General features: G+C 68.3%; 26 protein-coding genes. 12 read left to right on the top strand and 14 right to left on the bottom strand.

What is annotated here, in order from left to right:
• Nucleotides 1-14: 14 nt before the first annotated feature.
• From ASV56_RS02565 to eno, 4 genes are all read left to right on the top strand, one after another.
• Nucleotides 15-353, top strand: coding sequence for a DMT family transporter (locus ASV56_RS02565; RefSeq protein ID WP_062560667.1), 339 nt, complete (start codon nucleotides 15-17; stop codon nucleotides 351-353).
• A gap of 54 nt (nucleotides 354-407) precedes the next feature.
• Nucleotides 408-1,823 (top strand): protein adenylyltransferase SelO, encoded by a 1,416-nt coding sequence (locus ASV56_RS02570; RefSeq protein ID WP_062560668.1) that lies wholly within the window; start codon nucleotides 408-410, stop codon nucleotides 1,821-1,823.
• Nucleotides 1,824-1,837: 14 nt separating this feature from the next.
• Nucleotides 1,838-2,617 (top strand): endonuclease/exonuclease/phosphatase family protein, encoded by a 780-nt coding sequence (locus ASV56_RS02575; RefSeq protein WP_017997889.1) that lies wholly within the window; start codon nucleotides 1,838-1,840, stop codon nucleotides 2,615-2,617.
• Between the two features lie 69 nt (nucleotides 2,618-2,686).
• Nucleotides 2,687-3,964: a phosphopyruvate hydratase gene (gene eno, locus ASV56_RS02580; RefSeq protein ID WP_062560669.1), complete on the top strand. Its 1,278-nt coding sequence runs from the start codon at nucleotides 2,687-2,689 to the stop codon at nucleotides 3,962-3,964.
• 47 nt (nucleotides 3,965-4,011) lie between these two features.
• Here eno and ASV56_RS02585 read toward each other — a convergent pair whose 3' ends face one another.
• The 3 genes from ASV56_RS02585 to cysS are packed head-to-tail and all read right to left on the bottom strand — an operon-like array spanning nucleotide 4,012 to nucleotide 7,898.
• Nucleotides 4,012-4,866, bottom strand: coding sequence for a squalene/phytoene synthase family protein (locus tag ASV56_RS02585; RefSeq protein WP_062560670.1), 855 nt, complete (start codon nucleotides 4,864-4,866; stop codon nucleotides 4,012-4,014).
• The gene (gene cimA, locus ASV56_RS02590) at nucleotides 4,863-6,479 is read right to left on the bottom strand and encodes a citramalate synthase (RefSeq protein ID WP_062560671.1); all 1,617 of its coding nucleotides are present in this window, start codon (nucleotides 6,477-6,479) and stop codon (nucleotides 4,863-4,865) included. The genes ASV56_RS02585 and cimA overlap by 4 nt, the downstream gene beginning before the upstream one ends.
• A gap of 33 nt (nucleotides 6,480-6,512) precedes the next feature.
• A complete protein-coding gene (gene cysS / locus ASV56_RS02595) occupies nucleotides 6,513-7,898 on the bottom strand; it encodes a cysteine--tRNA ligase (RefSeq protein WP_062560672.1) in 1,386 nt (461 codons plus the stop codon).
• A 156-nt stretch (nucleotides 7,899-8,054) separates the two neighbouring features.
• Here cysS and ASV56_RS02600 point away from each other — a divergent pair, with 156 nt between their 5' ends.
• Entirely contained in the window at nucleotides 8,055-8,396 is a 342-nt protein-coding gene (locus ASV56_RS02600; protein WP_017997884.1) for an MmcQ/YjbR family DNA-binding protein, read from the top strand.
• 88 nt (nucleotides 8,397-8,484) lie between these two features.
• On the opposite strand, the gene ASV56_RS02605 is transcribed toward ASV56_RS02600, so the two are convergent.
• From ASV56_RS02605 to rmuC, 6 genes are all read right to left on the bottom strand, one after another.
• Nucleotides 8,485-8,952: a pore-forming ESAT-6 family protein gene (locus ASV56_RS02605; protein ID WP_062562202.1), complete on the bottom strand. Its 468-nt coding sequence runs from the start codon at nucleotides 8,950-8,952 to the stop codon at nucleotides 8,485-8,487.
• 97 nt (nucleotides 8,953-9,049) lie between these two features.
• Entirely contained in the window at nucleotides 9,050-10,147 is a 1,098-nt protein-coding gene (locus ASV56_RS02610; RefSeq protein ID WP_172823753.1) for an ABC transporter ATP-binding protein, read from the bottom strand.
• Nucleotides 10,148-10,203: 56 nt separating this feature from the next.
• Nucleotides 10,204-11,010 (bottom strand): ABC transporter permease, encoded by an 807-nt coding sequence (locus ASV56_RS02615; RefSeq protein WP_062560673.1) that lies wholly within the window; start codon nucleotides 11,008-11,010, stop codon nucleotides 10,204-10,206.
• Entirely contained in the window at nucleotides 11,007-11,876 is an 870-nt protein-coding gene (locus ASV56_RS02620; protein ID WP_062560674.1) for an ABC transporter permease, read from the bottom strand. Before ASV56_RS02620 ends, ASV56_RS02615 begins: the two co-directional genes overlap by 4 nt.
• Nucleotides 11,877-11,969: 93 nt before the next feature.
• Nucleotides 11,970-12,392 (bottom strand): secondary thiamine-phosphate synthase enzyme YjbQ, encoded by a 423-nt coding sequence (locus tag ASV56_RS02625; RefSeq protein WP_062560675.1) that lies wholly within the window; start codon nucleotides 12,390-12,392, stop codon nucleotides 11,970-11,972.
• Nucleotides 12,393-12,455: 63 nt separating this feature from the next.
• Nucleotides 12,456-13,904, bottom strand: coding sequence for a DNA recombination protein RmuC (gene rmuC, locus ASV56_RS02630; protein WP_062560676.1), 1,449 nt, complete (start codon nucleotides 13,902-13,904; stop codon nucleotides 12,456-12,458).
• 141 nt (nucleotides 13,905-14,045) lie between these two features.
• Here rmuC and ASV56_RS02635 point away from each other — a divergent pair, with 141 nt between their 5' ends.
• Entirely contained in the window at nucleotides 14,046-14,594 is a 549-nt protein-coding gene (locus ASV56_RS02635; protein ID WP_062560677.1) for an NADPH-dependent FMN reductase, read from the top strand.
• A 71-nt stretch (nucleotides 14,595-14,665) separates the two neighbouring features.
• On the opposite strand, the gene rpoD is transcribed toward ASV56_RS02635, so the two are convergent.
• The 3 genes from rpoD to ASV56_RS02650 all read right to left on the bottom strand — a co-directional run bounded on the left by rpoD (nucleotide 14,666) and on the right by ASV56_RS02650 (nucleotide 19,467).
• Nucleotides 14,666-16,651 carry an RNA polymerase sigma factor RpoD gene (rpoD, locus tag ASV56_RS02640; RefSeq protein ID WP_062560678.1) on the bottom strand — a complete coding sequence of 662 codons (1,986 nt, stop codon included), beginning with the start codon at nucleotides 16,649-16,651 and terminating at the stop codon, nucleotides 14,666-14,668.
• A 150-nt stretch (nucleotides 16,652-16,801) separates the two neighbouring features.
• A complete protein-coding gene (gene dnaG / locus ASV56_RS02645) occupies nucleotides 16,802-18,727 on the bottom strand; it encodes a DNA primase (RefSeq protein ID WP_062560679.1) in 1,926 nt (641 codons plus the stop codon).
• A 155-nt stretch (nucleotides 18,728-18,882) separates the two neighbouring features.
• Entirely contained in the window at nucleotides 18,883-19,467 is a 585-nt protein-coding gene (locus ASV56_RS02650) for a TetR/AcrR family transcriptional regulator (RefSeq protein ID WP_062560680.1), read from the bottom strand.
• 100 nt (nucleotides 19,468-19,567) lie between these two features.
• Between ASV56_RS02650 and ASV56_RS02655 the strand changes: the two genes are divergently transcribed.
• Both ASV56_RS02655 and ASV56_RS02660 read left to right on the top strand, forming a co-directional pair.
• Nucleotides 19,568-19,918, top strand: coding sequence for a hypothetical protein (locus tag ASV56_RS02655; protein WP_062560681.1), 351 nt, complete (start codon nucleotides 19,568-19,570; stop codon nucleotides 19,916-19,918).
• Nucleotides 19,919-19,928: 10 nt separating this feature from the next.
• Complete coding sequence (locus tag ASV56_RS02660; protein ID WP_062560682.1) at nucleotides 19,929-21,092, top strand: alpha-hydroxy acid oxidase; 1,164 nt, start codon at nucleotides 19,929-19,931, stop codon at nucleotides 21,090-21,092.
• 12 nt (nucleotides 21,093-21,104) lie between these two features.
• On the opposite strand, the gene ASV56_RS02665 is transcribed toward ASV56_RS02660, so the two are convergent.
• On the bottom strand, nucleotides 21,105-22,103 hold the full coding sequence (locus ASV56_RS02665; protein ID WP_253879834.1) for an acyltransferase family protein: 999 nt from the start codon (nucleotides 22,101-22,103) through the stop codon (nucleotides 21,105-21,107).
• Between the two features lie 181 nt (nucleotides 22,104-22,284).
• Between ASV56_RS02665 and ASV56_RS02670 the strand changes: the two genes are divergently transcribed.
• The 3 genes from ASV56_RS02670 (at nucleotide 22,285) to gluQRS (ending at nucleotide 25,181) form a co-directional block, all read left to right on the top strand.
• On the top strand, nucleotides 22,285-22,896 hold the full coding sequence (locus ASV56_RS02670; protein ID WP_062560683.1) for a 50S ribosomal protein L25/general stress protein Ctc: 612 nt from the start codon (nucleotides 22,285-22,287) through the stop codon (nucleotides 22,894-22,896).
• Nucleotides 22,897-23,001: 105 nt separating this feature from the next.
• Nucleotides 23,002-24,354 carry a methylenetetrahydrofolate--tRNA-(uracil(54)-C(5))-methyltransferase (FADH(2)-oxidizing) TrmFO gene (gene trmFO, locus ASV56_RS02675; RefSeq protein WP_062562205.1) on the top strand — a complete coding sequence of 451 codons (1,353 nt, stop codon included), beginning with the start codon at nucleotides 23,002-23,004 and terminating at the stop codon, nucleotides 24,352-24,354.
• Nucleotides 24,342-25,181: a tRNA glutamyl-Q(34) synthetase GluQRS gene (gene gluQRS, locus ASV56_RS02680; protein WP_062560684.1), complete on the top strand. Its 840-nt coding sequence runs from the start codon at nucleotides 24,342-24,344 to the stop codon at nucleotides 25,179-25,181. Before trmFO ends, gluQRS begins: the two co-directional genes overlap by 13 nt.
• On the opposite strand, the gene hisI is transcribed toward gluQRS, so the two are convergent.
• Complete coding sequence (gene hisI / locus ASV56_RS02685; RefSeq protein ID WP_062560685.1) at nucleotides 25,170-25,529, bottom strand: phosphoribosyl-AMP cyclohydrolase; 360 nt, start codon at nucleotides 25,527-25,529, stop codon at nucleotides 25,170-25,172. The two genes, gluQRS and hisI, sit on opposite strands and share 12 nt — an antisense overlap.
• A gap of 60 nt (nucleotides 25,530-25,589) precedes the next feature.
• Between hisI and ASV56_RS02690 the strand changes: the two genes are divergently transcribed.
• Complete coding sequence (locus ASV56_RS02690) at nucleotides 25,590-26,027, top strand: iron-sulfur cluster assembly scaffold protein (RefSeq protein ID WP_062560686.1); 438 nt, start codon at nucleotides 25,590-25,592, stop codon at nucleotides 26,025-26,027.
• The last annotated feature ends 53 nt before the right edge of the window (nucleotides 26,028-26,080 follow it).

The raw sequence follows: 26,080 nt of genomic DNA on the forward strand, positions 1-26,080 counted from the left end.
CGCCGGAGCCGCCCATGCCGATCAGCACCTATGCCACGCTTTTCACCGCCATCACGCTGGAGGTCATCGGCACGACCTTCCTGCAGCGCAGCCAGCAGTTCACCCAGCTTGTGCCGACGCTGGCGATGGGGCTGTGCTATGCGGCCTCGTTCTATTTCCTGTCGCATGCGCTGCGCAGCATGCCGCTGGGCATCGCCTATGCGATCTGGAGCGGGCTCGGCATCGTGCTGGTGTCGCTGATCGGACTGGTGGGTTTCGGCCAGAAGCTGGACCTGGCCGCGGTGATCGGGCTTTCGCTGATCGTCGGCGGCGTGGTGGTGGTCAACCTGTTCTCGAACAGCGTCTCGCATTGAGCGGGCCTTAACTTTTCCGCAAGGAAGGCTAGATAATGTCGAAAGGAGGGTCCGATGATCCACTTCGACAACAGCTATGCCCGGCTGCCCCAGGGCTTCTTCACCCGCACCCATCCGACGCCGGTGCGCGATCCGCAGCTGGTGGCGCTGAACCGGCCGCTGGCCGAACGGCTGGGCCTGGATGCCGATTGGCTCGCCGGCCCCGAGGGCATCGCCATGCTGGCCGGCAACGCCCTGCCCGAGGGCGCCGAGCCCATCGCCCAGGCCTATGCCGGCCACCAGTTCGGCGGTTTCGTGCCGCAACTGGGCGACGGCCGCGCCGTTCTGCTGGGCGAGGTGGTGGCGCCGGACGGCGCGCGCTTCGACATCCAGCTGAAGGGCGCCGGGCCCACGCCCTTCTCGCGCCGGGGCGACGGCCGGGCCTGGCTGGGGCCGGTGCTGCGCGAATACCTGGTCAGCGAATTCATGGCGGCCTGCGGCATCCCGACCACGCGGGCGCTGGCCGCCGTCGCCACCGGCGAGCAGGTGATCCGCGAGACCCTGCTGCCCGGCGCGGTGCTGACCCGCGTTGCCGCGAGCCATATCCGCGTCGGCACCTTCGAATTCTATGCCGCGCGCGGCGACCGCGACCGGCTGCAACTGCTGGCCGATCACGTCATCGCCCGGCACTATCCGGCTGCGGCCGACGCCGGCGAACTGCTGGAGGCCGTGGTGGCGCGGCAGGCCGCGACCATCGCCGGCTGGATGGCGCTCGGCTTCATCCACGGGGTGATGAACACCGACAACATGGCGGTCTCGGGCGAGACCATCGACTATGGCCCCTGCGCCTTCATGGACGAATATCGGCCGGACAAGGTGTTCTCCTCGATCGACGCCCATGGCCGCTATGCCTGGCGCGAGCAGCCGAACATCGCGGTCTGGAACCTGGCGCAGCTCGCGAGCTGCCTGGTGCCGCTGATGGGCAATGACGATGCCGCGGTTGAGCGCGCGACCCGCATCGTGCACGGCTTCCCCGAGATCTATCAGCGCGAATGGCTGGGCCGCTTTGCCGCCAAGCTGGGCATTTCCGATCCGCGCCCCGAGGATCGCGGCTTGGTCGAGCGCCTGCTGACGCTGATGGCCGAGACGCGGGCGGATTTCACCCGCAGCTTCGCCGGGCTGTCGGACGGCACGGCGCGGGCCGAGCTCGCCGATCCGGCCGGTTTCGACGCCTGGGTCGTCGACTGGCAGGCCCGCATCGCCGGGCTCGCGGATGCCCAGGCGGTGATGGCCGCGGCCAATCCGCGCCGCATCCCCAGGAACCACCGCATCGAGGCGGTGATCGCCGCCGCCCGGGACGGCGACTATGCACCGTTCCACGCGCTTGACGCGGCCTTGCGCGAGCCCTTGCAGGATCGTCCGGAATGGGACAGCTTTGCCCTGGCGCCGCGGCCCGAGGAACTGGTCCAGCGCACCTTCTGCGGCACCTGAAGAACGACAGGCCCATGGCGAAAAGTCCCGACCATCTGCGACTGGCCAGCTATAACCTGCACAAATGCCGCGGCATGACCGGCCCGCATGCGCCCGAACGCAACCTTGCCGTGATCGCCGAACTCGGCGCCGATGTCATCGCGCTGCAAGAGGTCGATTTCCGCTTCGGCGCCCGGCCCGAGGCGCTGCCGCGGGCGCTGATCGAGCGCACCACCGGCATGGTGCCCGCGCCCTTTCTCGGCACCGGCGAGAATTCGCTGGGCTGGCACGGCCAGACCATCCTTCTGCGCCCCGAGTTGCGCGACAAGGCCGAGATCCGCCGCCTGCCCCTGCCCGGGATCGAGCCGCGCGGCGCCCTGGTGCTGCGCCTGCCCGGGCTGACGGTGGTGGCGATGCACCTGGGCCTGATGCGCTCGTCCCGCCGGGCGCAGCTGTCGCGCATCATCGCCCAGGCCCGGCGCATCGGCCACGACCGCATGGTGCTGACCGGCGATTTCAACGAATGGCACGATTCGCGCGGGCTCGAGGCGCTGGAGCCCTTGCGCATCGTCACCCCCGGCCCCAGCTGGCCCGCGCCCTTTCCGCGGCTGCGCTACGACCGTTTCGCCATGTCGCGCAGCATCGAACTGCGGGATTGCGGCGTCCTTGACAGCGACATGGCTCGGCAAGCTTCGGACCACCTGCCGGTCTGGGCCGACCTGGTGGTCGATGCGCATGAGGACGTGCCGCGCGGCTATCACCCGGCCCGCATCACCTCGCGCATCCCCGGCGAGGATGATGCCGCAACGGAATAATGGCGCTTTTCCGGGCCGGCCGGCTCGGCTAAACAACGCCCAACCATTGTCACGAGAGGGACGGAAGCCATGACGGCCATCATCGACATCTTTGCGCGCGAGATTCTGGACAGCCGGGGCAACCCGACGGTCGAGGTCGACGTGACGCTGGAGGACGGCACCATGGGCCGCGCCGCGGTGCCCTCGGGCGCCTCGACCGGCGCGCATGAGGCGGTGGAAAAGCGCGACGGCGACAAGGCGCGCTACATGGGCAAGGGCGTGCTGGAGGCCGTCAATGCGGTCAATGGCGAGATCGCCGAGAATCTGATCGGCGAGGACGCGACCGACCAGATCGGCATCGACCGGCTGATGATCGAGCTCGACGGCACCCCGAACAAGGGCCGGCTGGGCGCCAATGCCATCCTGGGCGTGTCGCTGGCCGCCGCCAAGGCCGCGGCGGAAGCCTCGGCGCAGCCGCTCTACCGCTATGTCGGCGGCACGGGCGCGCATGTGCTGCCGGTGCCGATGATGAACATCATCAACGGCGGCGAACATGCCGACAACCCGATCGACATCCAGGAATTCATGATCATGCCGGTTTCGGCGGAGAACATCCGCGAAGCCGTGCGCATGGGTTCCGAGGTGTTCCACACGCTGAAGAAGGAACTCTCGGCGGCGGGTCTCGCCACCGGCGTCGGCGACGAGGGCGGCTTCGCGCCGAACCTCAGCTCGACCCGCGACGCGCTGGACTTCATCCTGAAGGCCATCGAAAAGGCCGGCTACGCGCCCGGCGACGACATCATGCTGGCGCTGGACTGCGCCTCGACCGAGTATTTCAAGGGCGGCAAATACGAGATGAAGGGCGAGGGCAAATCCCTGGCCCCGGCCGAAAACGTCGCCTATCTGGAAGCGCTCTGCAACGACTACCCGATCCTGTCGATCGAGGACGGCTGCTCCGAGGACGACTGGGACGGCTGGAAACTGCTGACCGAGCGCCTGGGCGACCGCGTGCAGCTGGTCGGCGACGACCTCTTCGTCACCAACCCTGAGCGTCTGGCCGAGGGCATCGCCAAGGGTTGCGCCAACTCGCTGCTGGTGAAGGTCAACCAGATCGGCACCCTGACCGAGACGCTGGACGCCGTGCGCATGGCCGACCGTGCCCGCTATACCTCGGTGATGTCGCACCGCTCGGGCGAGACCGAGGACGCGACCATCGCCGACCTCGCCGTGGCGACGAACTGCGGCCAGATCAAGACCGGCTCGCTCGCGCGCTCGGACCGGCTGGCGAAATACAACCAGCTGATCCGCATCGAGGAAATGCTGGGCGCCAGCGCAGTCTATGCCGGGCGCTCGATCCTGCGCGGCTGACCGACCGCGCAGAAACAAGGAAGGGCGGCCCGCAAGGCCGCCCTTTTTCACACCCACCAGCGATGGGTCAGGGCAAAGCGGGTCAAGGCCAGCCGTTTGCGGAACTCCGACACCTGCGCCCCGGCCAGGGCCTCGATGCCGCGCGGCGCCGCCTCCAGCACCGCCTTTACCTGCGCGCCCGGAAACAGCACCGGCGCCAGCCCGCGCGGCACTGCGCGCCGCCCGGCCCGCGCCTCGGCCAGCTTCGCCCGCGCCATGCCGGCAATCTCGGCCAGCACCGGCGCCGAAGGCTCCCAAAGCCCCAGTCCCAGCCCCTGCAAGGCCGGCAGCGCGGCCAGCCAGGCCGCCAGCCCTGCCCCTTCGGCCTGCGCGGCGATCACGCCCGCCACCGGCCCCAGGCTTCTTTGCTCCCCCAATACCCCGCGGGGGTCCGGGGGCGCGAAGCCCCCGGCGCCAGCCCAGGCAGCGACAGCGGGTGTCGCCGCCTTCGGCCCATCGAGGGCCTCGGCCGCGAACAGGACCAGCGGCACCGCCGTTTCCCGCACATAAGCCGCGACCGCCTCCGGCCCCTCATGCGGCTCGCGCGCCGCATCGCGCCGGCGCGGCTCGGCCAGACCGGCAAAGGCACCGGCGCGGTCGCCCCAAGCCTCGGCCAGCGGCGTCAGCAGCTCATGCGACGGCCGCTGGCCCTGCCCGATCGCCTGCAGCCGCTCGATCCACCATTGCAGCCGCATCTCGGCGATCAGCGGCTCGTGCGAGGCCAGCGGCGCCCGCGCCAGCTCCAGGCTCAGCGCATAAAGCGTCAGCAGCTTCGGCCGCGCCTCGGCCGGGGCCAGCAGGCAGATGCCGAAACGCTCGTGATCATGGGCGCGCAGGCTTTCGGCGCAGGCGTCAAGGCTCATGCCGGGACCACCCCGTCGCGGAGCAGCTTCCAGCGGATCGCGTCGACCAGCGCCTCGAAACTGGCATCGACGATATTGGGCGAGACGCCGACCGTGGACCAGCGGTTGCCTTGGCCGTCGGCGCTGTCGATGATGACCCGGGTCGCGGCATCGGTGCCGCCGCCGGTGATGCGGACGCGGAAGTCGACCAGATGCATGTCGTCGATGGCGGCCTGATAGGGCCCCAGATCCTTGGCGAGCGCCCGCCACAGCGCGTTGACCGGGCCGCGATCATGCCCTTCGCCGTCCATGCTTTCGCTGACCGAGAGCATGCGCGCGCCGCCGATCTCGACCACGACCACCGCCTCGGAAACCGAGATGCGTTTTCCCAGCGCGTTCGTCCTGCGCTCGACGGTGACGCGATAGCGCTCGACGTCGAAGAAATGCTGCATCCGCCCCAATTCGGCCAGCGCCAGCAGCTCGAAACTGGCCTGGGCGCCGTCATAGGCATAGCCCTGATCCTCGCGCGCCTTGACCAGGTCCAGGATCCGCACCAGCGCCGGATCGTCGCGGGCGATCTCGATCCCGGCATCCGCCAGACGCGCACGCAGGTTCGACTGCCCGGCCTGGTTCGACATCGGGATCACCCGCGCATTGCCGACCGCCGCCGGGTCGATATGCTCATAGGTCGCCGGGTTCTTCAGGATGGCGCTGGCATGCAGCCCGGCCTTGTGGGCAAAGGCCGAGGTGCCGACATAGGGCGCGGCACGCGCGGGCGCGCGGTTCAGGATCTCGTCGAGCCGGCGTGAGATCCGCGTCATCTCGGAAAGCCCCGCCAGCCCGGTCTCATAACCCGAGGCATAGGGCTCCTTCAGCAAGAGCGTCGGGATCAGCGTCGTCAGGCTGGCATTGCCGCAGCGCTCGCCGAGGCCGTTCAACGTGCCCTGGATCTGCCGCGCCCCGGCATCGACGGCGGCCAGCGTGCAGGCGACGGCGTTGCCGGTGTCGTCATGGGTGTGGATGCCCAGGCGCTCGCCCGGGATGCCCGCCGCGATCACCGCCCGCGTGACCTGCCCCACGCGGTCGGGCAGCGTGCCGCCATTGGTGTCGCACAGCACCAGCCAGCGCGCGCCCGCCTCCAGCGCCACCCGCAGGCAGCGGGTCGCGTAATCCGCATCCTCGGCATGGCCGTCGAAGAAATGCTCGGCATCGAACAGCGCCTCGCGGCCTTGGGCCACCAGATGCGCGACCGAGGCGCGGATGTTCTCGAGGTTCTCCTCCAGCGTGATCCCCAACGCCTCGCGGACGTGAAAGGGATGGGTCTTGCCGACGATGCAGACCGCCGGCGTGCCCGCATCCAGCACCGCCGCCAGCACGTCGTCGTTCTGGGCCGAGCGCCCGGCCCGCTTGGTCATGCCAAAGGCGGTCATGGTGGCGCGGGTCGCGGGTGCCGCGGCGAAGAAGTCGCTGTCGGTCGGATTGGCGCCGGGCCAGCCGCCCTCGATGTAATCGACGCCCAGGCTGTCCAGCATCAGGGCGATCTCGGCCTTCTCGGCGGCCGAGAACTGCACGCCCTGGGTCTGCTGCCCGTCGCGCAGCGTGGTGTCGTAGAGGTAAAGTCGCTCGCGCGGCATCGGGGCATTCCCCTTTCGGCTGGCTGGTTCGGATTATTGCGGCAGGCGGGCGGGATCGAAGCCGGCGCCGGGCAGAAGCTCGGTGCCGTCCTTGGTCATGCGGATCTCGACCCCGGCCTCGGCCAGCTGGCGCTTGAGCGCATCGACGGCCGAGAAATCCTTCTGCGCCTTGGCCTCGGCACGCAGGCTCTCCATCCGGGCGGCCAGGACCGAGAGGTCCGGCCCGCGCGCCCAATCGCCCAGCTCCTCGCCCAGCAGCCCCAGCAGTTGCGCCGAGGCCAAGAGCCCCGCCGCGTCGCCCTGCCCCGCCAGCTCGTGCAGCGCCGCGATCGCCCCCGCGGTATTGAGATCGTCGGCAAGCGCGGCGATGACGGCGGGGGCCGGGCTTGGCGCGGGGTCGATCCCCGCGACAAGCCCGCGCCACTTGCGCAGGCTCGCCTCGGCCTCGCGCGCCTTCTCGGCCGTCCAGTCCATCGGCTTGCGGTAATGCGTGGACAGCAGCACGAAGCGGATCACCTCGCCCGGGATGCCCTGGTCCAGCAAATCGCGCACGGTGAAGAAATTGCCCAGGCTCTTGGACATCTTCCGGCCCTCGACCTGCAGCATCTCGTTATGCAGCCAGACCCGGGCGAACTGCCCGTGCGGATGCGCGCAGCAGCTCTGCGCGATCTCGTTCTCGTGATGCGGGAATTGCAGGTCGATGCCGCCGGCATGGATGTCGAAGCTCTCGCCCAAAAGCTCGTAGGACATGGCCGAGCATTCGATATGCCAGCCCGGCCGGCCGCGGCCCCAGGGGCTGTCCCAGCCCGGCAGGTCACCGTCCGAGGGCTTCCACAGCACGAAGTCCATCGGGTCTTCCTTGAAGGGCGCGACCTCGACCCGCGCCCCGGCGATCATGTCGTCGACCGAGCGGCCCGAGAGCTTGCCGTAATCGGCATAACTCCGCACCCGGAACAGCACATGGCCGTCCCTGGCATAGGCATGGCCGCTTTCGATCAGCTGGCCGATCATGCGCTGCATCTGGTCGATGTAGTCGGTGGCGCGCGGCTCGTGATCCGGGCGCGCGGCCCCCAGCGCATCCATGTCGGCGTGATACCAGCCGATGGTCTCCGCGGTGCGCTGGCGGATCAGCTCCTCCAGCGTGCCCGGCGCGCCGGCTTCCTTGCGGGCCAGCGCGGCCGCGTTGATCTTGTCGTCCACGTCGGTGAAATTGCGCACATAGGTCACATGCTCCGGGCCATAGACATGGCGCAGCAGCCGCACCAGCACGTCGATCACCACCACCGGCCGGGCATTGCCCAGATGCGCGCGGTCATAGACCGTCGGGCCGCACAGATACAGCCGCACGTTCTGCGGGTCCAGCGGCTGGAAATCCTCTTTCCGGCGCGTCTTCGTATTCGTCAGCCTGATCTCGACCATGACTTCCCCTTTGCGGGCGTCATCCGGTCAATCTGGAACCGCCCGCCTGAAATTTCAGCCGGTAATGATGCAGCGGAGGGCGGCGGTTCTCACCTTCATGCGCCTGCCTTAACGCATTGTCTTGCCTCTGCCAAGAGAGGCTGCGACACTCGCGCCATGAGCCGCGAACTGGTGAACGAGATCTGCGCCGCCCAGCCCGGGGCCGAGTGGTCGGACCCCTGGGGCGGTGGCCATGATTGCTGGAAGATCGGCGGCAAGAGCTTTGCCGTGACCGGCGCCACCAACGGTCTGGTCTCGGTCAAGACCGACAGCGCCGAGACGGCACGCTTCCTGATCGAGACCGGCGTGGCCGAACGCGCGGCCTATCTGCATGCAAGCTGGGTGGCCCTGCCGCTGGATTCGGCGCCGGACGAGCTGGCGCATCGCATCCGCCATTCCTATCGGCTGGTGCGCGGCGCGCTGCCGAAAAAGACCCAAGCCACGTTGCCGCCGCTCTAGCCGTCGACGGCCGGCCCCGCCCCTCGCGGATCGGGACCGGCCGCAAGCCGGGGACCGAGCGACTGGCCCCCGGTTCACGAGACCGGCGTCAGGCCGGCACTTGCGAGGCGAGCTGCTGCAACAGCGCGTCCATCTGCTTGCAGAGCGCATCCTCGGTGGTGTTCTTTTCCTTGGCGGCATCGGCCAGGGTGCGCTCGACCCCCATGGCCGAAACGGTGCCTTCCTTGCCCTTGGCCTCGGCCGCATCGCCCTTGGCGGTATCGCCTGCCGGGATCATTGCCAGAAGCTTGGTCTGGGTCTCGACCGCCTTGGCGTCGATATAGCCCTTGTCCTGGCAATAACCCAGCACGCCCAGCTGGTTGCGGGCGCTTTCATAGGCGGCGCCGCTGTCCTGCGCGGCCGGGGCCGGCGCGGTGGCGGCCGGGGCTTCGGCCGTGGCCGCGGGGGCCGGGGTGGTGGGGGTCGCCGCCTCTTGCGCCAGGGCGCCGGCGGAAAGGCCGGCCACGGTCAGGGCCGACAACAGGGCCACGCGGAATGTTGCGGAACGTGCGATCATCTCGATCTCCGTCTGTTGCATTGTGCGGGGACTGTGGCATGGGCGGCGCCGGGCCGCAAACCGGCTCGGCGGAATGCCGCGGCCGGCGTCGGGCGTTTCAGCGGAAAAGCACCAGCGAGCCCGGCGACCAGCTCACATTCGCGCGCGTGCCCACGTCCTGCACCTCGCGGCCGAAGACGTTGCGCATGGCGATGCGGACCGGCCGGGCCTGGCCGTCGAACCCGGCCGAGCCGTCCAGCCGCACGTCGTAATAGGTCATGTCGCCGTAATAGACGACCTCGTCGACGACCCCTTCGGCGACCCGGGCCTGGCCCGGCGCGCCGGCCGAGACCAGCGACACCGCCTCGGGCCGGAAGCCGACCGAGGGGCCGTCGTCGCCGGGATCGGCATGGCTGACATTCGCCGCCGGGATCTCGACCCGGCCGAGGCCGGGCACCTCGACCTCGACCCCCGAGAGCGTTTCGCCCAGCACCCGCGTCGGCAGGAAATTCATCACGCCGATGAAATTCGCCACCCGGCGGCTGGTCGGGCGGGCATAAAGCGCCTCGGGCCCGTCGAGCTGGGCGATCTGGCCCTCGAACATCACCGCGATGCGGTCGGACATGACCAGCGCCTCCTCCTGGTCATGGGTGACCAGGACGAAGGTGATGCCGACCTGGCGCTGCAGCTTGATCAGTTCGACCTGCATCTGCTCGCGCATCTTGCGGTCCAAGGCCGACAAGGGTTCGTCCAGCAGCAGCACCTTGGGCTTCAGGATCAGCGCCCGGGCCAGCGCCACCCGCTGCCGCTGCCCGCCCGAGAGCGCATGGCTGGCGCGGGCGCCGTAGCCCTTCAGGCCGACCATGGCCAGCGCCTCCTCGACCGCGGCGGCCTTTTCGGCCTTGGAACGCGGGTCGCGGCGCAGGCCGAAGCCGACGTTCTCGGCCACGGTCAGATGCGGGAAGATGGCATAGGACTGGAACACCATGTTCGTGGGGCGGCGGTTTGCCGGCACCCCCTCCATGTCCTGGCCGTCGATCAGCACCACGCCCGAGGAAATATCCTCGAACCCGGCGATGGTGCGCAAAAGCGTGGTCTTGCCGCAGCCCGAGGGGCCGAGCAGCGAAAAGAACTCGCCCGCGCGGATGGTCAGGTCGATGCCGCGCAGCGCGTGATAGTCGCCATAGTATTTCTGCACCTGCCGGCATTCGATCATCGGCTTGGCCCCGGCCATGGCGGCGCGATGGGCGGCGGTGGTTTTCTGGCTCTGGCTCAAAGGAAGCCCCCCGTGTCCTTGGCGCCGGTCTTCGCGATGCCGCGACGGCGGAAATATTCTGCGACGCTCAGAAGCAGGATCGACATCACCACCAGCACCGTCCCCAGCGCCATGATCATCGGGATCTGCTTCGGAAAGCGCAGCTGGCTGAAGATATAGGTCGGCAGCGTCGGCTCGTTCCCGGCCAGGAAGAAGGCGATGATGAATTCGTCCAGGCTGATGGTGAAGCTCATCAGCAGCGACGAGATGATCCCCGGCATGACCAGCGGCAGGATCACCAGCCGGAAGGCGCTCCATCGCGTCTCGCCCAGGTCATAGGCGGCCTCTTCCAGCGAACGGTCGAGCGAGTTGAAGGCCGTGGACAGGATCACCGTCGCATAGGGCATGCAGATCAGCGTATGGCCCAGCATCACCGTCAGGATGCTGAGCTTGACCCCGACGGACAGGAGCACCACCAGAAGCGAGATCGAGACGATGATCTCGGGCAGGACCAGCGGCAGCATGATCAGCCCCATGATCGGCCCCTTGGCGGGAAACGCGAACCGGGTCGAGGCGCGGGCGGCGAAGATGCCCAAGCAGGTGGCGAAGACCGAGGAGCAGACCGCGATGGTCAGCGAGTTCAGCAGCGCCCGGCGCAGCGAGGCGTTCTCGGCCATCTGGGCGAACCATTGCGTGGTGAATTCCTTCAGCGGAAAGGCGATGATCGTGCCCGAGTTGAAGGCAAAGACCGGCAGCAGCAGGATCGGCGCATAGAGGAACAGCAGATAGGCGATCGCATAGGCGCGCAGCCCCCCGCCCTTCATTGCCGCACCTTCAGGAAGCGGCGGTTCAGCGCCACGAAGACCAGCGACAGCAGCGCGACGATCAGCATGGCGGTGACCGCCAGCGCCGAGCCCATCGGCCGGTTGTCCTGGTCCAGCATCTGGCTCTGGATCATGTTGGCGATCATCGGGATCTTGCCGCCGCCGATCAGCGCCGGGGTGACATAGTCGCCGATGGTCGGGATGAAGACGATCAGCGCCGCCGCCACCACCCCCGGCATGGCCAGGGGCAGCGTCACCCGCCAGAAGGTCATCGCCCGGCTTTCGCCCAGATCGCGCCCGGCCTCCAGCAGCGAGCGGTCGATCTTTTCCAGCGCGATGAAGATCGGCAGGATCGCGAAGGGCGCATAGGCATGCGCCAGCGTCAGCACCATGGAGTTCACGTTGTAGAGGATGAAGGTCAGCGGCTGCTCGATGATGCCCAGCGACTTCAGCCCCGAGTTGATGACGCCGTTATAGCCCAGGATCACCTTCCACAGGAAAACCCGGATCAGGTAGCTGGTCCAGAAGGGAATGGTGATCAGGAACAGCCACATGGACTTCTTGCGCGGGTCGACCGCGAAGGACAGGAAATAGGCCACCGGAAAGGCCAGCACCACCGTGACCAGCGTCACCAGCGCCGCGACGCCCAGCGAGCGCAGCATGATCTTGTGAAAGATCGGGTCGGACCAGACGGCGCGGTAATTCTCCAGCGTGAATTCGCGGATGACGGTCAGGTAGCCGTCCTTGAAGAAGGAATAGGCCAGGATGGTCAGGAGCGGCGCCGCCAGCACCAGCACCGCATAGCCCAGCGGCGGGGCGATCAGGCCCAGCCCCTGCGCCGCTTGTGATCGGTTTCCTGAAGCCATGCCTTGCCCCGGTTGCTTGCCCGTTTGTTACGCAGGTTTTCACAACAAACAATTAAGGGGAAGCGATTTTCGGTCGGTTCTCCACAGCTTTCGTCAGCCTGCCTGAAACTTGACCAGCACCTCGCGGCGATGCGGGGCGTGGCGATGCTCGACCAGATAGATGCCTTGCCAGGTGCCAAGCGCCATGCGCCCGTCCACGACCGGGATCGACAGGCTGACCGGCAGGACCGCCGCCTTCAGATGCACGGGCATGTCGTCGGGGCCCTCGGCGCGATGGGTCAACCAGGCCATCGACGGGTGATCGGCCGGCGGCGCGATGCGGTCGAGCCAGCCCAGCAGGTCGCGCTGCACGTCGGGGTCGGCATTCTCCTGGATCAGCAGCGAGCAGGAGGTATGGCGGACAAAGACCGTCAGCACGCCCTCCCCGGCGCCGACCTGGCGCAGCCAGCCGGCAATCTCGCGCGTGATCTCGTGGCAGGCGGGGCCATGCGTGGCGATGGTCAGGACCGTCTTCATCGCCGCCCTCTGGCGACGGCCGGCCGCAGCCTGGCCTTCTTTGTTGCAAAAATACCCAAAAGCCTACTCCGCCGCCTCGTCGGGCGCTTCCAGCATGGCGCCGTCATGGTCGAGCCCCAGCCGCTTCTGGGTGCGGGCGCCGAGTTCGCGCAGCATCTCGGCCTGGCGGATGACGTTGCCGGGGCCGCGCGTCAGCCGGTCGAGCGCGGTGGCATGGCTTTTCTGCGCCCGCTCCAGCGCCGTGCCGACATCCTCGATGGCGCCGACAAAACCGTGCAGCTTGTCGTAGAGCTGGCCGGCGCGAGCGGCGATCTGCATGGCGTTCGATTCGCGCCGCTCGACCGTCCAGATGTGATCGACGGTGCGCAGCGTCAGCATCAGCGTCGTCGGCGTGGTCAGCCCGACCCGGTTCTCCATGGCGAAACGCGCGAGGTCGGGATCGACCCGCAGCGCCTCGGAAAAGGCGCCCTCGACCGGGACGAACATCAGCACGTAATCGACCGCGCCCTCGTCCAGCGCCTGATAGCCCTTGGCGGCCAGGCCGGTGACATGGCCGCGCATCGCGGCGACATGCCGGCGCAGCGCCGCCTCGCGCACCAGCCCGTCCTCGGCATTCACCGCCTCTTCATAGGCGTTCAGCGACACCTTGCTGTCGATCACCAGGATCTTCTTCTGCGGCAGCTTCACGATCACGTCCGGCCGCCACAGCTTGCCGTCGCCGTCGCGGTGGCTGGTCTGGGTCAGGTAATGCGTACCGGAAAGCAGGCCCGAATCCTCGAGGATGCGCTCCAGGATCATCTCGCCCCAGGCACCGCGCTTCTGGCTGTCGCCCTTGAGCGCCCGGGTCAGCGCCACCGCCTCGCGCGAGATGTCCTCGGAACGCTTGTGCAGATATTCGATCTGTTCGCGCAGCCGGGCGCGCTCCTCGTCGGTGGCCTTGTTGCGGGCCTGCAGCTCGGTCTGGAAGCGGTGCACCTGGTCGCGGAACGGCGTCAGCAGCGCGGAAAGCTGCTCGCCATGCGTCTTTTGCATTTCGCTGCCCTGGGTCTTCAGCGTCTCATGCGCCATCAGCCGGAACTGGCCGGTCATCTCCTCGCGCAATTCGCGCAGGGTGGCGAGATCGCGCTCGGCCGCCTCGCGGTCCTTCTCGGCGGCCAGCCGGGTCTCGGCCAGCATGCGCTCCAGCCGCGAGACCGACTGGCGCTCGCCATGCAGCGCGTCGGTCAAGGCGTCGCGTTCCTCGATCAGCTCGCGCATGCGCTGGCCCAGGCCCTCGGCGCGGGTCTCCAGCCGGCTCGCGGCCAGCAGCTGATCGCGCAGCTGGGCCGCCTCGGCCTCCAGCCGCGCCAGCAGCGCCGATTCGCGCGCCGCGGACGCCTGCGCCGAACGCCGGGTTCGCCACAGCTGAACGAAGCACAGGGCCAGCGCGGCCAGCGCCACCGCCAGGGCCGCGCGCAGGTTGCCCGAATTCGCCAGCCAATCGTGCAATTTCACCGCCATGTCCTCGGGCATCCGCGCCTCGCTGTTTCGCGCCCCGGCGGGCGCCCGGCGCGACTGTTCACCTTTTCCCCCATGATTGCAAGCCGCACGGGTCTTTCATCCCGCCGCCGCCGCGCCTAGCTTCTGGCCACAAACCGTCAAAGGAGATCAGGCATGGCCAAGTCCGTCGCCGTCATCATCGGCTCGCTGCGCAAGGAGTCGATCAATCACAGGCTGATGCTCGCGCTGCAAAACCTGGCCGGAGACCGGCTGCAGTTCCACCCGCTGCATATCGGCGACCTGCCGCATTACAACGAGGAACTCTGGGCCGAGCCGCCGGTCCCGGTGCTGCGGCTCAAGGACCGGGTCGAGCATTCCGACGCGGTGCTGGCGATCACGCCGGAATACAACCGCAGCTATCCGGGCGTGATCAAGAACGCGCTGGACTGGGGCACCCGGCCCTATGGCGAGAATTCCTGGAAGGACAAGCCGGCGGCGATCACCGGCGCCTCGCCCGGCGTGATCGGCGCCGCCGTCGGCCAGGCCCGGCTCAAGACCGACATGCTGGCCGTCGGCATGGTGATGATGCCCACGCCCGAGGCCTATATCCAGTGGAAACCCGAGGCTTATGCCGCCGACGGCCACGTCACCGACCCGGCAACGGCGAAATTCCTTGGCGGTTTCGTCGACGCCTTCGCGGCCTGGATCGAGAAACACGGCTGAGCCGCAACCGATCCAAAGCGAAGCGGCCGCGCTTGCCCGGCGCGGCCGCTTTTCAGTTCGCGATAAGCGCCTTACTGGTCCAGGAAGGACCGCAGCTTGCGCGAGCGCGAGGGGTGCTTCAGCTTGCGCAGCGCCTTGGCCTCGATCTGGCGGATGCGCTCGCGGGTGACGCTGAACTGCTGGCCGACCTCTTCCAGCGTGTGGTCGGTGTTCATGCCGATGCCGAAGCGCATGCGCAGCACCCGCTCCTCGCGCGGGGTCAGGCTGGCCAGCACGCGGGTGGTGGTTTCCTTGAGGTTTTCCTGAATGGCGCTGTCGAGCGGCAGCACGGCATTCTTGTCCTCGATGAAATCGCCAAGCTGGCTGTCCTCCTCGTCCCCGATCGGGGTTTCGAGGCTGATCGGCTCCTTGGCGATCTTCATCACCTTGCGGACCTTTTCCAGCGGCATCTGCAGCTTTTCGGCCAGTTCCTCGGGCGTGGGCTCGCGGCCGATCTCGTGCAGCATCTGGCGGCCGGTGCGCACCAGCTTATTGATCGTCTCGATCATATGCACCGGGATGCGGATGGTGCGGGCCTGGTCGGCGATGCTGCGCGTGATCGCCTGGCGGATCCACCAGGTCGCATAGGTCGAGAACTTGTAGCCGCGCCGATACTCGAACTTGTCCACGGCCTTCATCAGGCCGATATTGCCTTCCTGAATGAGATCAAGGAATTGCAGGCCCCTGTTCGTGTATTTCTTGGCGATCGAGATCACCAGCCGCAGGTTCGCCTCGACCATTTCCTTCTTGGCCTGGCGCGATTCCTTCTCGCCGCGCTGGACCTGGCTGACGATGCGGCGGAATTCCTCGATGTCGACGCCGACATGCTGGCCGACCATGGCCATGTCGCCGCGCAGCTGCTCGACCTGGGCGCGCGAACGCTCGAACAGCGCCTGCCAGCCGCGGCCCTTGTGCTCCATCATGCGCTCGACCCAGGTCGGGTCCAGCTCGCTGCCGCGATAGGCGTCGATGAATTCGCGGCGGTTGATGCGGGCGCCGTCGGCCAGCTTCACCATGCCCGAGTCGATGGTGACGATGCGGCGGTTGATGCCATAGATCTGGTCGACCAGCGCCTCGATCCGGGCATTGTGCAGGTGCAGTTCGTTGACCAGCCCGACGATGCGCGAGCGCAGCACCTGATAGGCCGATTCCTGCGCGGCCGAGAAGGTGCCGTCCTCGTTCAGCGTGGCGGACATGCGGTTGTCCTGCATATGCGCCAGCTCTTCATAGCCCTGGGCGATGGCTTCGAGCGTCTCGAGCACCTTGGGCTTCAGCGAGGCTTCCATCGCGGCCAGCGACAGGTTCTGGCCGTCGTCGTCCTCTTCCTCGTCGTCGCGGCCGATGGGGTTGCCGTCGGCGTCCAGCTCCTCCTCTTCCGAGGTGCCGGCATTGCCGGAAGCGGCCGGGGCGGCGGCGGTGTCGAGCACCTCTTCCTCTTCGCCCTCCTCGTCCATCGAGCGGCCGAAGGTGGTTTCGAGGTCGATCACGTCGCGCAGCAGGATGTCCTCGTCCAGAAGCTCCTGCCGCCACAGCGTGATGGCCTTGAAGGTCAGCGGGCTTTCGCAGAGCCCGGCGATCATGGTGTTGCGGCCGGCCTCGATGCGCTTGGCGATGGCGATCTCGCCCTCGCGGCTCAGCAGTTCGACCGAGCCCATCTCGCGCAGATACATGCGCACCGGGTCATCGGTGCGGTCCAGCTTTTCGGTTTCGGCCGTGGCGACGGCGATCTCGCGCGAGCCCGAGCCGGTGGTCGCAACCTCGCCGCCGGTCTCGGCTTCCTCGGCGTCCTCATCGCTTTCGACCACGCGGATGTCCATCTCGGACAGCATGGACATCACGTCCTCGATCTGGTCCGAGCTCACCTGCTCGGGCGGCAGCACCGCGTTCAGCTGGTCATAGGTGATGAAGCCGCGCTCGCGCCCTTCGGCGATCATGCGCTTGACCGCAGCCTGCGACATGTCCAGCGAGTGATCGTCGTCCTTGGTGTCGGGCTTCTGGTCGTCGTCGTTGGCTGCCATGCTGGCTCCCTTGAGGCAGTGATTCGCGAATCGGCGAATCGGGATCGGCTATCGGTCGTTTCTAGCGCGAGTCGCAGGCGAATCAAAGCCTGCGGCCCGGCCCCGGACCGGGGTGATTCGAAGCGGGCAATTCGGCCCCTCCGACCCATTTCAGCGGCGCGGCTTGCGCCAGATCTCGTTCTTCAGCGCCGCATCCAGGATGGCCCGGAAGGCGTCGCTGTCCTCGCCCAGGTCCGACAGGTCGGCCAGCGAGGGATGGTCGGCCTGCTGGCGGGCGCGGGCGGATTGCGCCATGCGCCAGGTCAGCCCCTCGTCGGCCAGACCCTGGATCTCGGTCTCGGCGCGGGCGATTTCCTCGCGCGCGGCGCGGCGGGCCTCGATGCGGTCGAGCGCATTGGCAAGGATGCCGGCGGCGGCATCGCCGTCATGGGGGCGCAGAATCGCCGGGGCCGCCCTCACATGGGGCTCGGCGAGGATCGATTCAAGGGCGCGCTGGCCGGCCTGGGACGGGGTGCCCGAGAGCAGGTCGTGGATCAGCGCGGCGCGCTCGGGGTCCTGCGGCTCCAGCCGCTCCAGCCGCGATTCGACCGGGCCGATCAGGTCGGGATGGGTGGCGCAGATCGCCAGCACCATGGCCTCGATCAGCAGTTCGGCGTCATGCTCGCCGGCCTCGGGCGAGGACAGGCGCGAGGCCCGGGTCGGCGCCGCCGGCGCCACCGGCAGCGCGGGCCGCATGCCGCGCGGCTGCCAGCCGGCCTGCGCGGGCCGCGGCTGGGCGGAATCGCGGCGGCGGTTGCCGAACAGCTCCCATTTCAGGTTCTTCAGCGTGGCGAAATAATGATCGCGCGTGTCCTTGTCGGGGATCCGCGCCACCGCCTCGCCAAGCGCCTTGTCGAGCGCGGCGCGGCGTTCGGGGCTGTCGAAGACCCGGCCCTCGGTCTCGCGCCGCCAGAGCAGGTCGACCAGCGGCCGCGCCTCGTCCAGCACCGCCGCCATGGCGCCGGCGCCGCGGGCGCGGATCAGGTCGTCGGGGTCCAGCCCCTGCGGCAGGAAAGCAAAGCGCAGCGCCTGCCCCGGCCCGGTCATCGGCAGCGCCAGGTCGATCAGCCGCATCGCCGCGCGCAGCCCCGCGCTGTCGCCGTCGAGCGCGATCACCGGCTCGGGCGAGATGCGCCACATCAGCCGCAGCTGGTCCTCGGTGATGGCGGTGCCCAAGGGCGCCACCGCGCCTTCGAAACCGGCGCGGACCAGGGCGATCACGTCCATGTAGCCCTCGGCCACCACCAGCGGCTTGCCCTTGGCCACCGCCGCGCGCGCCGGTCCGGCGTTGTAGAGGTTGCGGCCCTTGTCGAAGAGCGCGGTTTCGGGCGAGTTCAGGTATTTGGCGCGGGCATTCGGGTCCATGGCCCGGCCGCCGAAGGCGATGCAGCGGCCGCGGCCGTCGCGGATCGGAAAGATGATCCGGCCGCGGAAACGGTCGAAGGGCGCGCCGCCGCCGTCGGGCTTGGCCGCGAGTCCCGCCTCGACGATCAGCGCCTCGGCGATGCCCTTGCTGCGCAGTGCGTTGAACAGACCCTGGCGCTGGTCGGGGGCGAAGCCGATGCCGAATTGCTCGCAGGCGGCGGGGTCGAGGCCGCGCCGGGCGAGATAGGCGCGCGCCTGTTCGGCCGCGGCCATGCCCAGTTGCATGCGGAACCAGCGCACCGCCTGCTCCATGACCTCGACCAGTTCGCTGCGGCGGTCGGCGCGCTGCACCTGGCGCGGATCACGTTCGGGCATCTGCAAGCCGGCCTCCGAGGCGAGCAGCTCGACCGCCTCCAGGAAGCCCATGCCCTCGGCCTCGCGCAGGAAGGTCAGGGCGTCGCCTTTGGCGTGGCAGCCGAAGCAGTAATAGAAGCCCTTCTGGTCATCGACGTGGAAGGAGGCGGTCTTTTCGCCGTGAAAGGGGCAAGGCGCCCACCAGTCGCCCTTGGCCTGATTCGAGCGACGCAGGTCCCAGGTCACCTTGCGCCCGATCACGCGCGACAAAGGCACGCGGGCGCGGATCTCGTCGAGGAACTGGGGCGGAAGGCTCATGCCGTCTTATATCCGGCTTGGCCCGGGGTTGAACAGGCTTGTGCGCGGCGCTGCGTCCGGGGGGCGCCGCCCCCCGCGCCTCTGCGGCCCCTCGATGGGGCCGCAGAGGCGGTCCCCCCGGGGTATTTGGAGAGCGGAGAAGGGCTGGGCGCAGGTCAGGCGCCCACCGCGCCGCGGACCAGTTCCCAATAAACGGCGGCAACGCGGACCTGGTCCAGGCGGCCGCCTTCGCGATACCAGTTGGTGATGCCGGTCAGCATGGCGATCAGCGCCATGGTGGCGAGACGCGAATCGGGGATGCGCATGCTGCCCTGAGCCATGCCGGCGATCAGGATCGCCTCGAGCGCATCCTCGTAGCGGCGGCGCAGCGCGGCGATCTCGGCGCGGTTGTCGGCTTCGAGGTTGCGCAGCTCCATATAGGACAGGAACACCGCCTCGGGCCGTTCCAGGCTGGTCTGGATGTGGAAGCGCAAAAAGGCCTTCAGCCGGTCGAGCGCCGGGCGCGCCGGGTCGTCCTGCCAGGCGGCGAGCAGCTCCTCCATATGGCTGCGCAGAAGGTCGGCCAGCAAAGCCTGCTTGTCGGGCGTATAGGCGTAGAGCGCGCCGACCTGCAGGCCGACCTCGGCCGCGATCTGGCGCATCGAGACGGCGGCATAGCCGTGGCGCGCGAACAGCCTGCGCGCCGCGTCGCGGACCAGCGGTCCGGTGATCTCTGCCCTGGAGCCCTGCCTGCGTGCCATAACGCCTTCTAGGCAGGGAGGGCCGGCAAGGAAAGAGCGCATCTTGTCCCGGCGGCCCGGCCGGGCCTATGGTGCGGCCCGAAACAGCAGGGGAAACGGCATGAGGCTGGCCGGCATCATCGGCATCGCGGCGCTGGCGGCGCTGGCGGGTTGCGAGGACGGGCGCGACTATCCGGCGCTGATGCCGACCGAGCAGGTGCTGGCGCAGCCCGCCCTGCCCGGCCATGCCGCGGATGCCCTGCGCGACCCCGATGCCGCGACCGGGGCGCTGGCCGCCCGCGGCGCGGCGCTGGCCGGGCGTGGCGGCGGCGGCAGCGTCGCCGATGCCGCGACGCTGGACCGTCGCGCGGCCGCCCTGCGCACCCGCTCCAAGGCGCTGTCGCAGCGGTCGCTGGACGATGCCTGCCCTGAGGATCAGCCCGATTGCGCCGCCCTCACGGCGTCAGAATAAGGAAAGCCCCATGCCGGTCATCACCTGCATCGACGACCTCAAGGCGATCTATCGCCGGCGCGTGCCGCGCATGTTCTACGACTATGCCGAGAGCGGCAGCTATACCGAGGGCACCTTCCGCGAGAATTGCTCGGATTTCCAGCGCATCAAGCTGCGCCAGCGCGTCGCCGTCGACATGACGAACCGCAGCACCCGCAGCACCATGATCGGCCAGGACGTCGCCATGCCGGTGGCGCTGGCCCCGGTCGGGCTGACCGGCATGCAATCCGCCGACGGCGAGATCAAGGCCGCCCGCGCCGCGCGCGATTTCGGCGTGCCCTTCACGCTGTCGACCATGTCGATCTGCTCGCTCGAAGACGTGGCGCAAGAGGTGCCGCATCCGTTCTGGTTCCAGCTTTACGTCATGCGAGACCAGGAATTCCTGGAGGCGATCATCGAGCGGGCCAGGCGCGCCGGCTGCTCGGCCCTGGTGCTGACGCTGGACCTGCAGATCCTGGGCCAGCGCCACAAGGACCTGAAGAACGGCCTGTCCGCGCCGCCCAAGCTGACGCTGCCGGTCATGCTGGACCTGGCGACGAAATGGCGCTGGGGCATCGAGATGCTGCAAACGAAGCGCCGCTTCTTCGGCAATATCGTGGGTCACGCCAAGGGTGTCGGCGACACCTCCTCGCTGTCGAGCTGGACCGCCGAGCAGTTCGACCCGCAGCTCGACTGGGACAAGATCGCCCGCATCCGCGACCTCTGGGGCGGCAAGCTGATCCTGAAGGGCATCAACGACCCCGAGGATGCCCGCATGGCCGCGGGCTTCGGCGCCGATGCGATCATCGTCAGCAACCACGGCGGCCGGCAACTGGACGGCGCGGTGAGTTCCATCCGCATGCTGCCCGAGATCGTCGCGGCGGTCGGCGACCAGGTCGAGATCCACATGGACAGCGGCATCCGCTCGGGCCAGGACGTGCTGAAGGCGCTGGCGCTGGGGGCGCATGCGACCCATATCGGCCGCGCCTTCATCTATGGCCTGGGCGCCATGGGCCAGGCGGGCGTGACCGCGGCGCTGGAGGTGATCCAGAAGGAGCTGGACATCACCATGGCACTGTGCGGCGAACGCGATGTCAGGAACCTCGGCCGCCACAACCTGCTGTTGCCGCCGGACTTCCTGACCCCTTGGGCGTGATGCGCCCGGGACTCAGGGCTGGGCGGTGTCGCGGCCGTGGTCGTGGTGGCGATGCGCCGGCTTGCCGAAGCCCGGAATCGGCAGGCGCTGCAACAGCAGCGCCACCAGCGTCGGCAGCCCGACCGCAAACAGCATCAGGTCCATGAGATGGGTGAACCCCAGCGCATGCGCGAGGTGCAGCGCCAGCACATGCATGAAATAGATCCCGGCCGAGATCGGGTCCAGCCGGATCGGCGGCGCCGGCAATCGCGTGCCCAGCGTGGCGATGAACAGCGCCGGCGCCGCGATATAGGAGCTGGCCGGGATGTCCAGCATCACGTCGTCGGTCCAGCGCGCCTGTACCAGCCAGGCCTCGATCATCAAAAGCCCGAGCCCGCCGATGGTCAGCGACAGCACCAGCCAGCGCGGCGGCAGCCCCAGGGTTCCCAGCCGCGCCACCCGCCGCCCGCAGAGATAGCCGATGGTGACGAAGGGGAAGCACATGAAGAGCCCGTTCGAGAACTTCTTCACCCCGATCTGCGCCACGCCCGACAGCGCCATGTATTGCAGCGTCACGCCGATCACGGCGCAGACCAGCGCGGCGCCCAGCAGGATGCGGTATTCATAGGCCGGCGCCAGCACCCGGCCCAGGGCGCGCAGGACCAGCAGCAGCGCCCCGGCGACCAGGATCCCGGCCATGAACCACAGGTGGAAATAGCCCCAGAGCAGCTCCTTGACCAACGAGGCCAGGCCGTGGATCTCGTTCAACCAGAACGGGAAATAGACCGCCATCCAGAACAGGTAGAGCGCCAGCACGCGCCACAGCCACTTGACGCCCTTGCCGCGCGCCACCGCCGAATAGAGGAAATAGCCCGCGACGATGCAGAACACCGGCACCATGACCCGCATCAGCCCGTTGCCGATCAGGAACAGCCGCGGCGTCATGTTGGTCTGCAGCCAATAGGTGTGGGCAAAGGCCACCAGCACGGCCAGACCCAGCTTGAGATAGTCGAGAGAATGAATACGATGCAATTTTGAAACGCCCCGGCACCTCTGGCGATGCATGAGGCTTCGGATGCGTTGTGGCAAGCGAATTCCCGCCTATGGCGATCATTTTTCGTGCTTCACATCGCGCCCCGTTCGGGATATAGGCGCGGCTTCGGCCATGCACCCTTGGAGGATGGCCGCGAACGCTTAGCAAAGGAATAGCAAAATGGCCAAAGAGATCCCGGATCTGGTGGCCGAGGCACGCGCGGGGACAGGCAAGGGGGCCGCCCGCCAAGCTCGCCGCGAAGGCAAGGTGCCCGGCATCGTTTATGGTGACGGGAAAGACCCGCAGCCGATCCAAATCGAGTTCAACTCGCTGCTGACCAAGCTGCGCGCCGGTCGCTTCCTGTCCACGCTGTGGAACCTGAAGATCGACGGCCAAGACGACGTGCGCGTCGTCTGCCGCGGTGTCCAGCGCGACGTGGTCAAGGACCTGCCGACGCATATCGACTTCATGCGCCTGCACCGCAACACCCGGGTGAACCTGTTCATCCACGTGACATTCGAAGGCCACGAAGCCTCGCCGGGCCTCAAGCGCGGCGGCACGCTGGTCGTGGTGCGCCCCGAGGTCGAGCTGGTGGTGACCGCGTCCGAGATCCCGGATCACATCACCGTGGACCTGACCGGCAAGCAGATCGGCGACACCATCCACATCAGCGACGTGACGTTGCCGGCCGGCGTCAAGCCGACCATCGACCGCGACTTCGTGATCGCCAATATCGCCGCGCCCTCGGGCCTGCGCTCGGAAGAGAACGAGGAAGCCGCCGCCGAGGCCTGATCTGGGGCTGACGGCTTGGCATCGGGCGGCATCCCCAGCGGATGCCGCCCTTTCTCATGCCGCCCGGCGATGCTATGAGGCGCGCCTGACGCGAAGGGGATGAAGATGGAACCGATCCACATCATCGGCGCGGGGCTGGCCGGCTCCGAGGCCGCCTGGCAGATCGCCCGCGCCGGCGTGCCGGTGGTGCTGCACGAGATGCGGCCCCAGGTCGCGACCTTCGCCCATCGCACCGGAGATTGCGCCGAGATGGTCTGCTCGAACAGCTTTCGCTCGGACGACGACCAGATGAACGCAGTCGGGCAGCTGCATTGGGAAATGCGGGCGGCGGGCGGGCTGATCATGGCCATGGCCGACCGCCACCGCCTGCCCGCCGGCGGCGCGCTGGCCGTGGACCGCGACGCCTTTTCCACCGCCGTGACCCAGGCCCTGCGGGACGAGCCACTAATCAGCTTCGCCCCGGGCGAGATCGCCGACCTGCCGACCGACGGCCGCTGGATCGTCGCCACCGGCCCGCTGACCTCGCCCGCCCTCGGCCAGTCGATCCTGCAGGCCACCGGCGAAGGCGCGCTGGCCTTCTTCGACGCCATCGCCCCCATCGTCCATGCCGAGACCATCGACATGTCGGTCTGCTGGCGCCAGAGCCGCTATGACAAGGGCGAGACCGAGGAAGAGCGCACCGCCTATATCAACTGCCCGATGACGCGCGAGGACTACGAAGGTTTCATCGACGCGCTGCTGGCGGCGGAGAAGACCGAGTTCCACGAAGGCGAGACCGCCGGCTATTTCGACGGCTGCCTGCCGATTGAGGTCATGGCCGAGCGTGGCCGAGAAACCCTGCGCCACGGCCCGATGAAGCCGGTCGGCCTGACCAATGCCCACAATCCCGCCGAAAAGCCCTATGCCGTGGTGCAGCTGCGTCGCGACAATGCGCTCGGCACACTCTACAATATCGTCGGCTTCCAGACCAAGATGAAATATGGCGCGCAAGTCGATGTTTTTCGCCGTATTCCCGGCCTGGAAAACGCCAGTTTCGCCCGGCTGGGCGGCATCCACCGCAACACTTTCCTGAATTCGCCGCGGCTGATCGACCACCGGCTGCGACTGCGCGCGCGCCCGAACCTGCGCTTCGCTGGCCAGGTGACGGGCGTCGAGGGCTATGTCGAATCCGCCGCCATGGGCCTGCTGGCCGGCCGCATGGCCGCGGCCGAGGCGCAGGGACGCGACCTGGCCCCACCACCGCAGACCACCTCGATGGGCGCGCTGGTCAACCACATCACCGGCGGCGCCGATGCCAGGACCTTCCAGCCGATGAACGTGAACTTCGGCCTCTACCCGCCGCTGGACGAGATGCGCGGCGGCCGCAAGGGGCGCAAGGACCGTTATCCGGCCTATACCGACCGCGCCAAAGCGGATTTCCAAGCCTGGCTGGCGGTCCAACAGCCTTGGAAACAGTAACCCGCTTCGCCCCCTCGCCGACCGGGCCGCTGCATCTGGGCCATGCCTTCGCTGCCCTGACCGCCGCGCGGCTGGCCGACCCCGGCCGCTTCCTGCTGCGGATCGAGGACATCGACCAAAGCCGTTGCCGCCCGGAATACGAGGCGATGATCGCCGAGGATCTGCACTGGCTCGGCCTCGACTGGCCGCTGCCGGTGATGCGGCAATCCGAACGCCTGCCCGCCTATCGGGCCGCACTGGACCGGCTGGCGGCGCTTGGCCTGACCTATCCCTGCCAATGCCGCCGTGCCGACATCCGCGCCGCCCTTTCGGCCCCGCAAGAAAGCGTGATCGGTCCCGACGGCCCGGTCTATCCCGGCACCTGCCGCCATCGCAGCATGGCCGAGACCGGGCCCGAGGACGCGATCCGCCTGAACGCCGCAGCCGCTTTCGCCCATCTTGGCGCGAACGAAATCGCCTTCGAGGACGAAAACATCGCCCCCGGCATGCCGCACCGCCTGACGGCCGCGGATTTCATCAGCGGCGTCGGCGACGTGGTGCTGGCCCGGCGCGGCATGGGCACCAGCTACCACCTCTCGGTGGTGGTGGACGATGCCGCACAGGGCATCTCCTTGGTGACGCGCGGCAAGGATCTGTTGGATTCCACATGGATCCACGTCCTTCTTCAGAAACTGCTGCAACTTCCGACGCCGCGCTATCATCACCACCGCCTGATCCGCGATGCCAGCGGCAAGCGCTTGGCCAAGCGCGACGACGCCCGCGCCCTGCGCCTCTACCGGGCCGAGGGCGCGACGCCGGAGGACATCCGCCGCATGCTAGGTCTCTAGGGGCGCCATGATCACCACCTCGGTCGCGTCCCGCACGGCGGTATAGAAGCAGGACCGCCGATTGGTGTGGCAGGCCGGCCCGGTCTGCTCGACCAGCAAGAGCAGGCAGTCGCGGTCGCAGTCCACCCGCAGCTCGACCAGCCTCTGGACATGGCCCGAGCTTTCGCCCTTGGTCCAGAACGCCTGACGCGAGCGAGACCAATAGGTTACGCGGCCATCCTCAAGCGTTTTCGCGACGGATTCGGCATTCATCCAGGCCATCATCAGCACCTCGCCGCTGAGATGATCCTGGGCGATGGCGGGGATCAGCCCGTTCGCATCGTATTTCAGGCTGGCGGGATCGAACATCGGCTTTCCTTTCGGCTTGGCGATGCCTATCTAGACCCGACGGCAGCAAGGGAAAAGACCATGTCCGACAGCGACCTGATGCAGCTCTACTCGCGGCGCATCCTCGCGCTGGCCTCGGACATCCCGCATCTCGGCAAGCTGGCCGCGCCGACCGGCAGCGCGCACAAGCGCTCGCCGCAATGCGGATCGTCGGTCACGGCGCATGTCGTGATGCAGGACGGCCGCATAGCCGATTTCGGACAAGAGGTGCGCGCCTGTGCCCTGGGCCAGGCCTCGGCCGGCGTGCTCGGCCGCAACGCCCTCGGCCGCTCGCGCGCCGAGATCGCCCGCGCCCGCGACGAGTTGCAAGCCATGCTGAAACAGGACGGCCCCGCCCCCTCGGCCCCTTTCGAGGAACTCGAGGCGCTGCTCCCGGCGCGCGAATTCCCGAACCGCCACGCCTCGATCCTGCTGGCATGGGAGGCGCTGCTCGGCGCCATCGACGCCTCGCCCAGCTGAGACTTTCTCCGTTTTCCAAATACCCCCGCCGGAGGCGTCGCGACCGCGCAAGC

Origin of the sequence: Paracoccus aminovorans, assembly GCF_001546115.1 — a bacterium.
Lineage (GTDB): Bacteria > Pseudomonadota > Alphaproteobacteria > Rhodobacterales > Rhodobacteraceae > Paracoccus > Paracoccus aminovorans_B.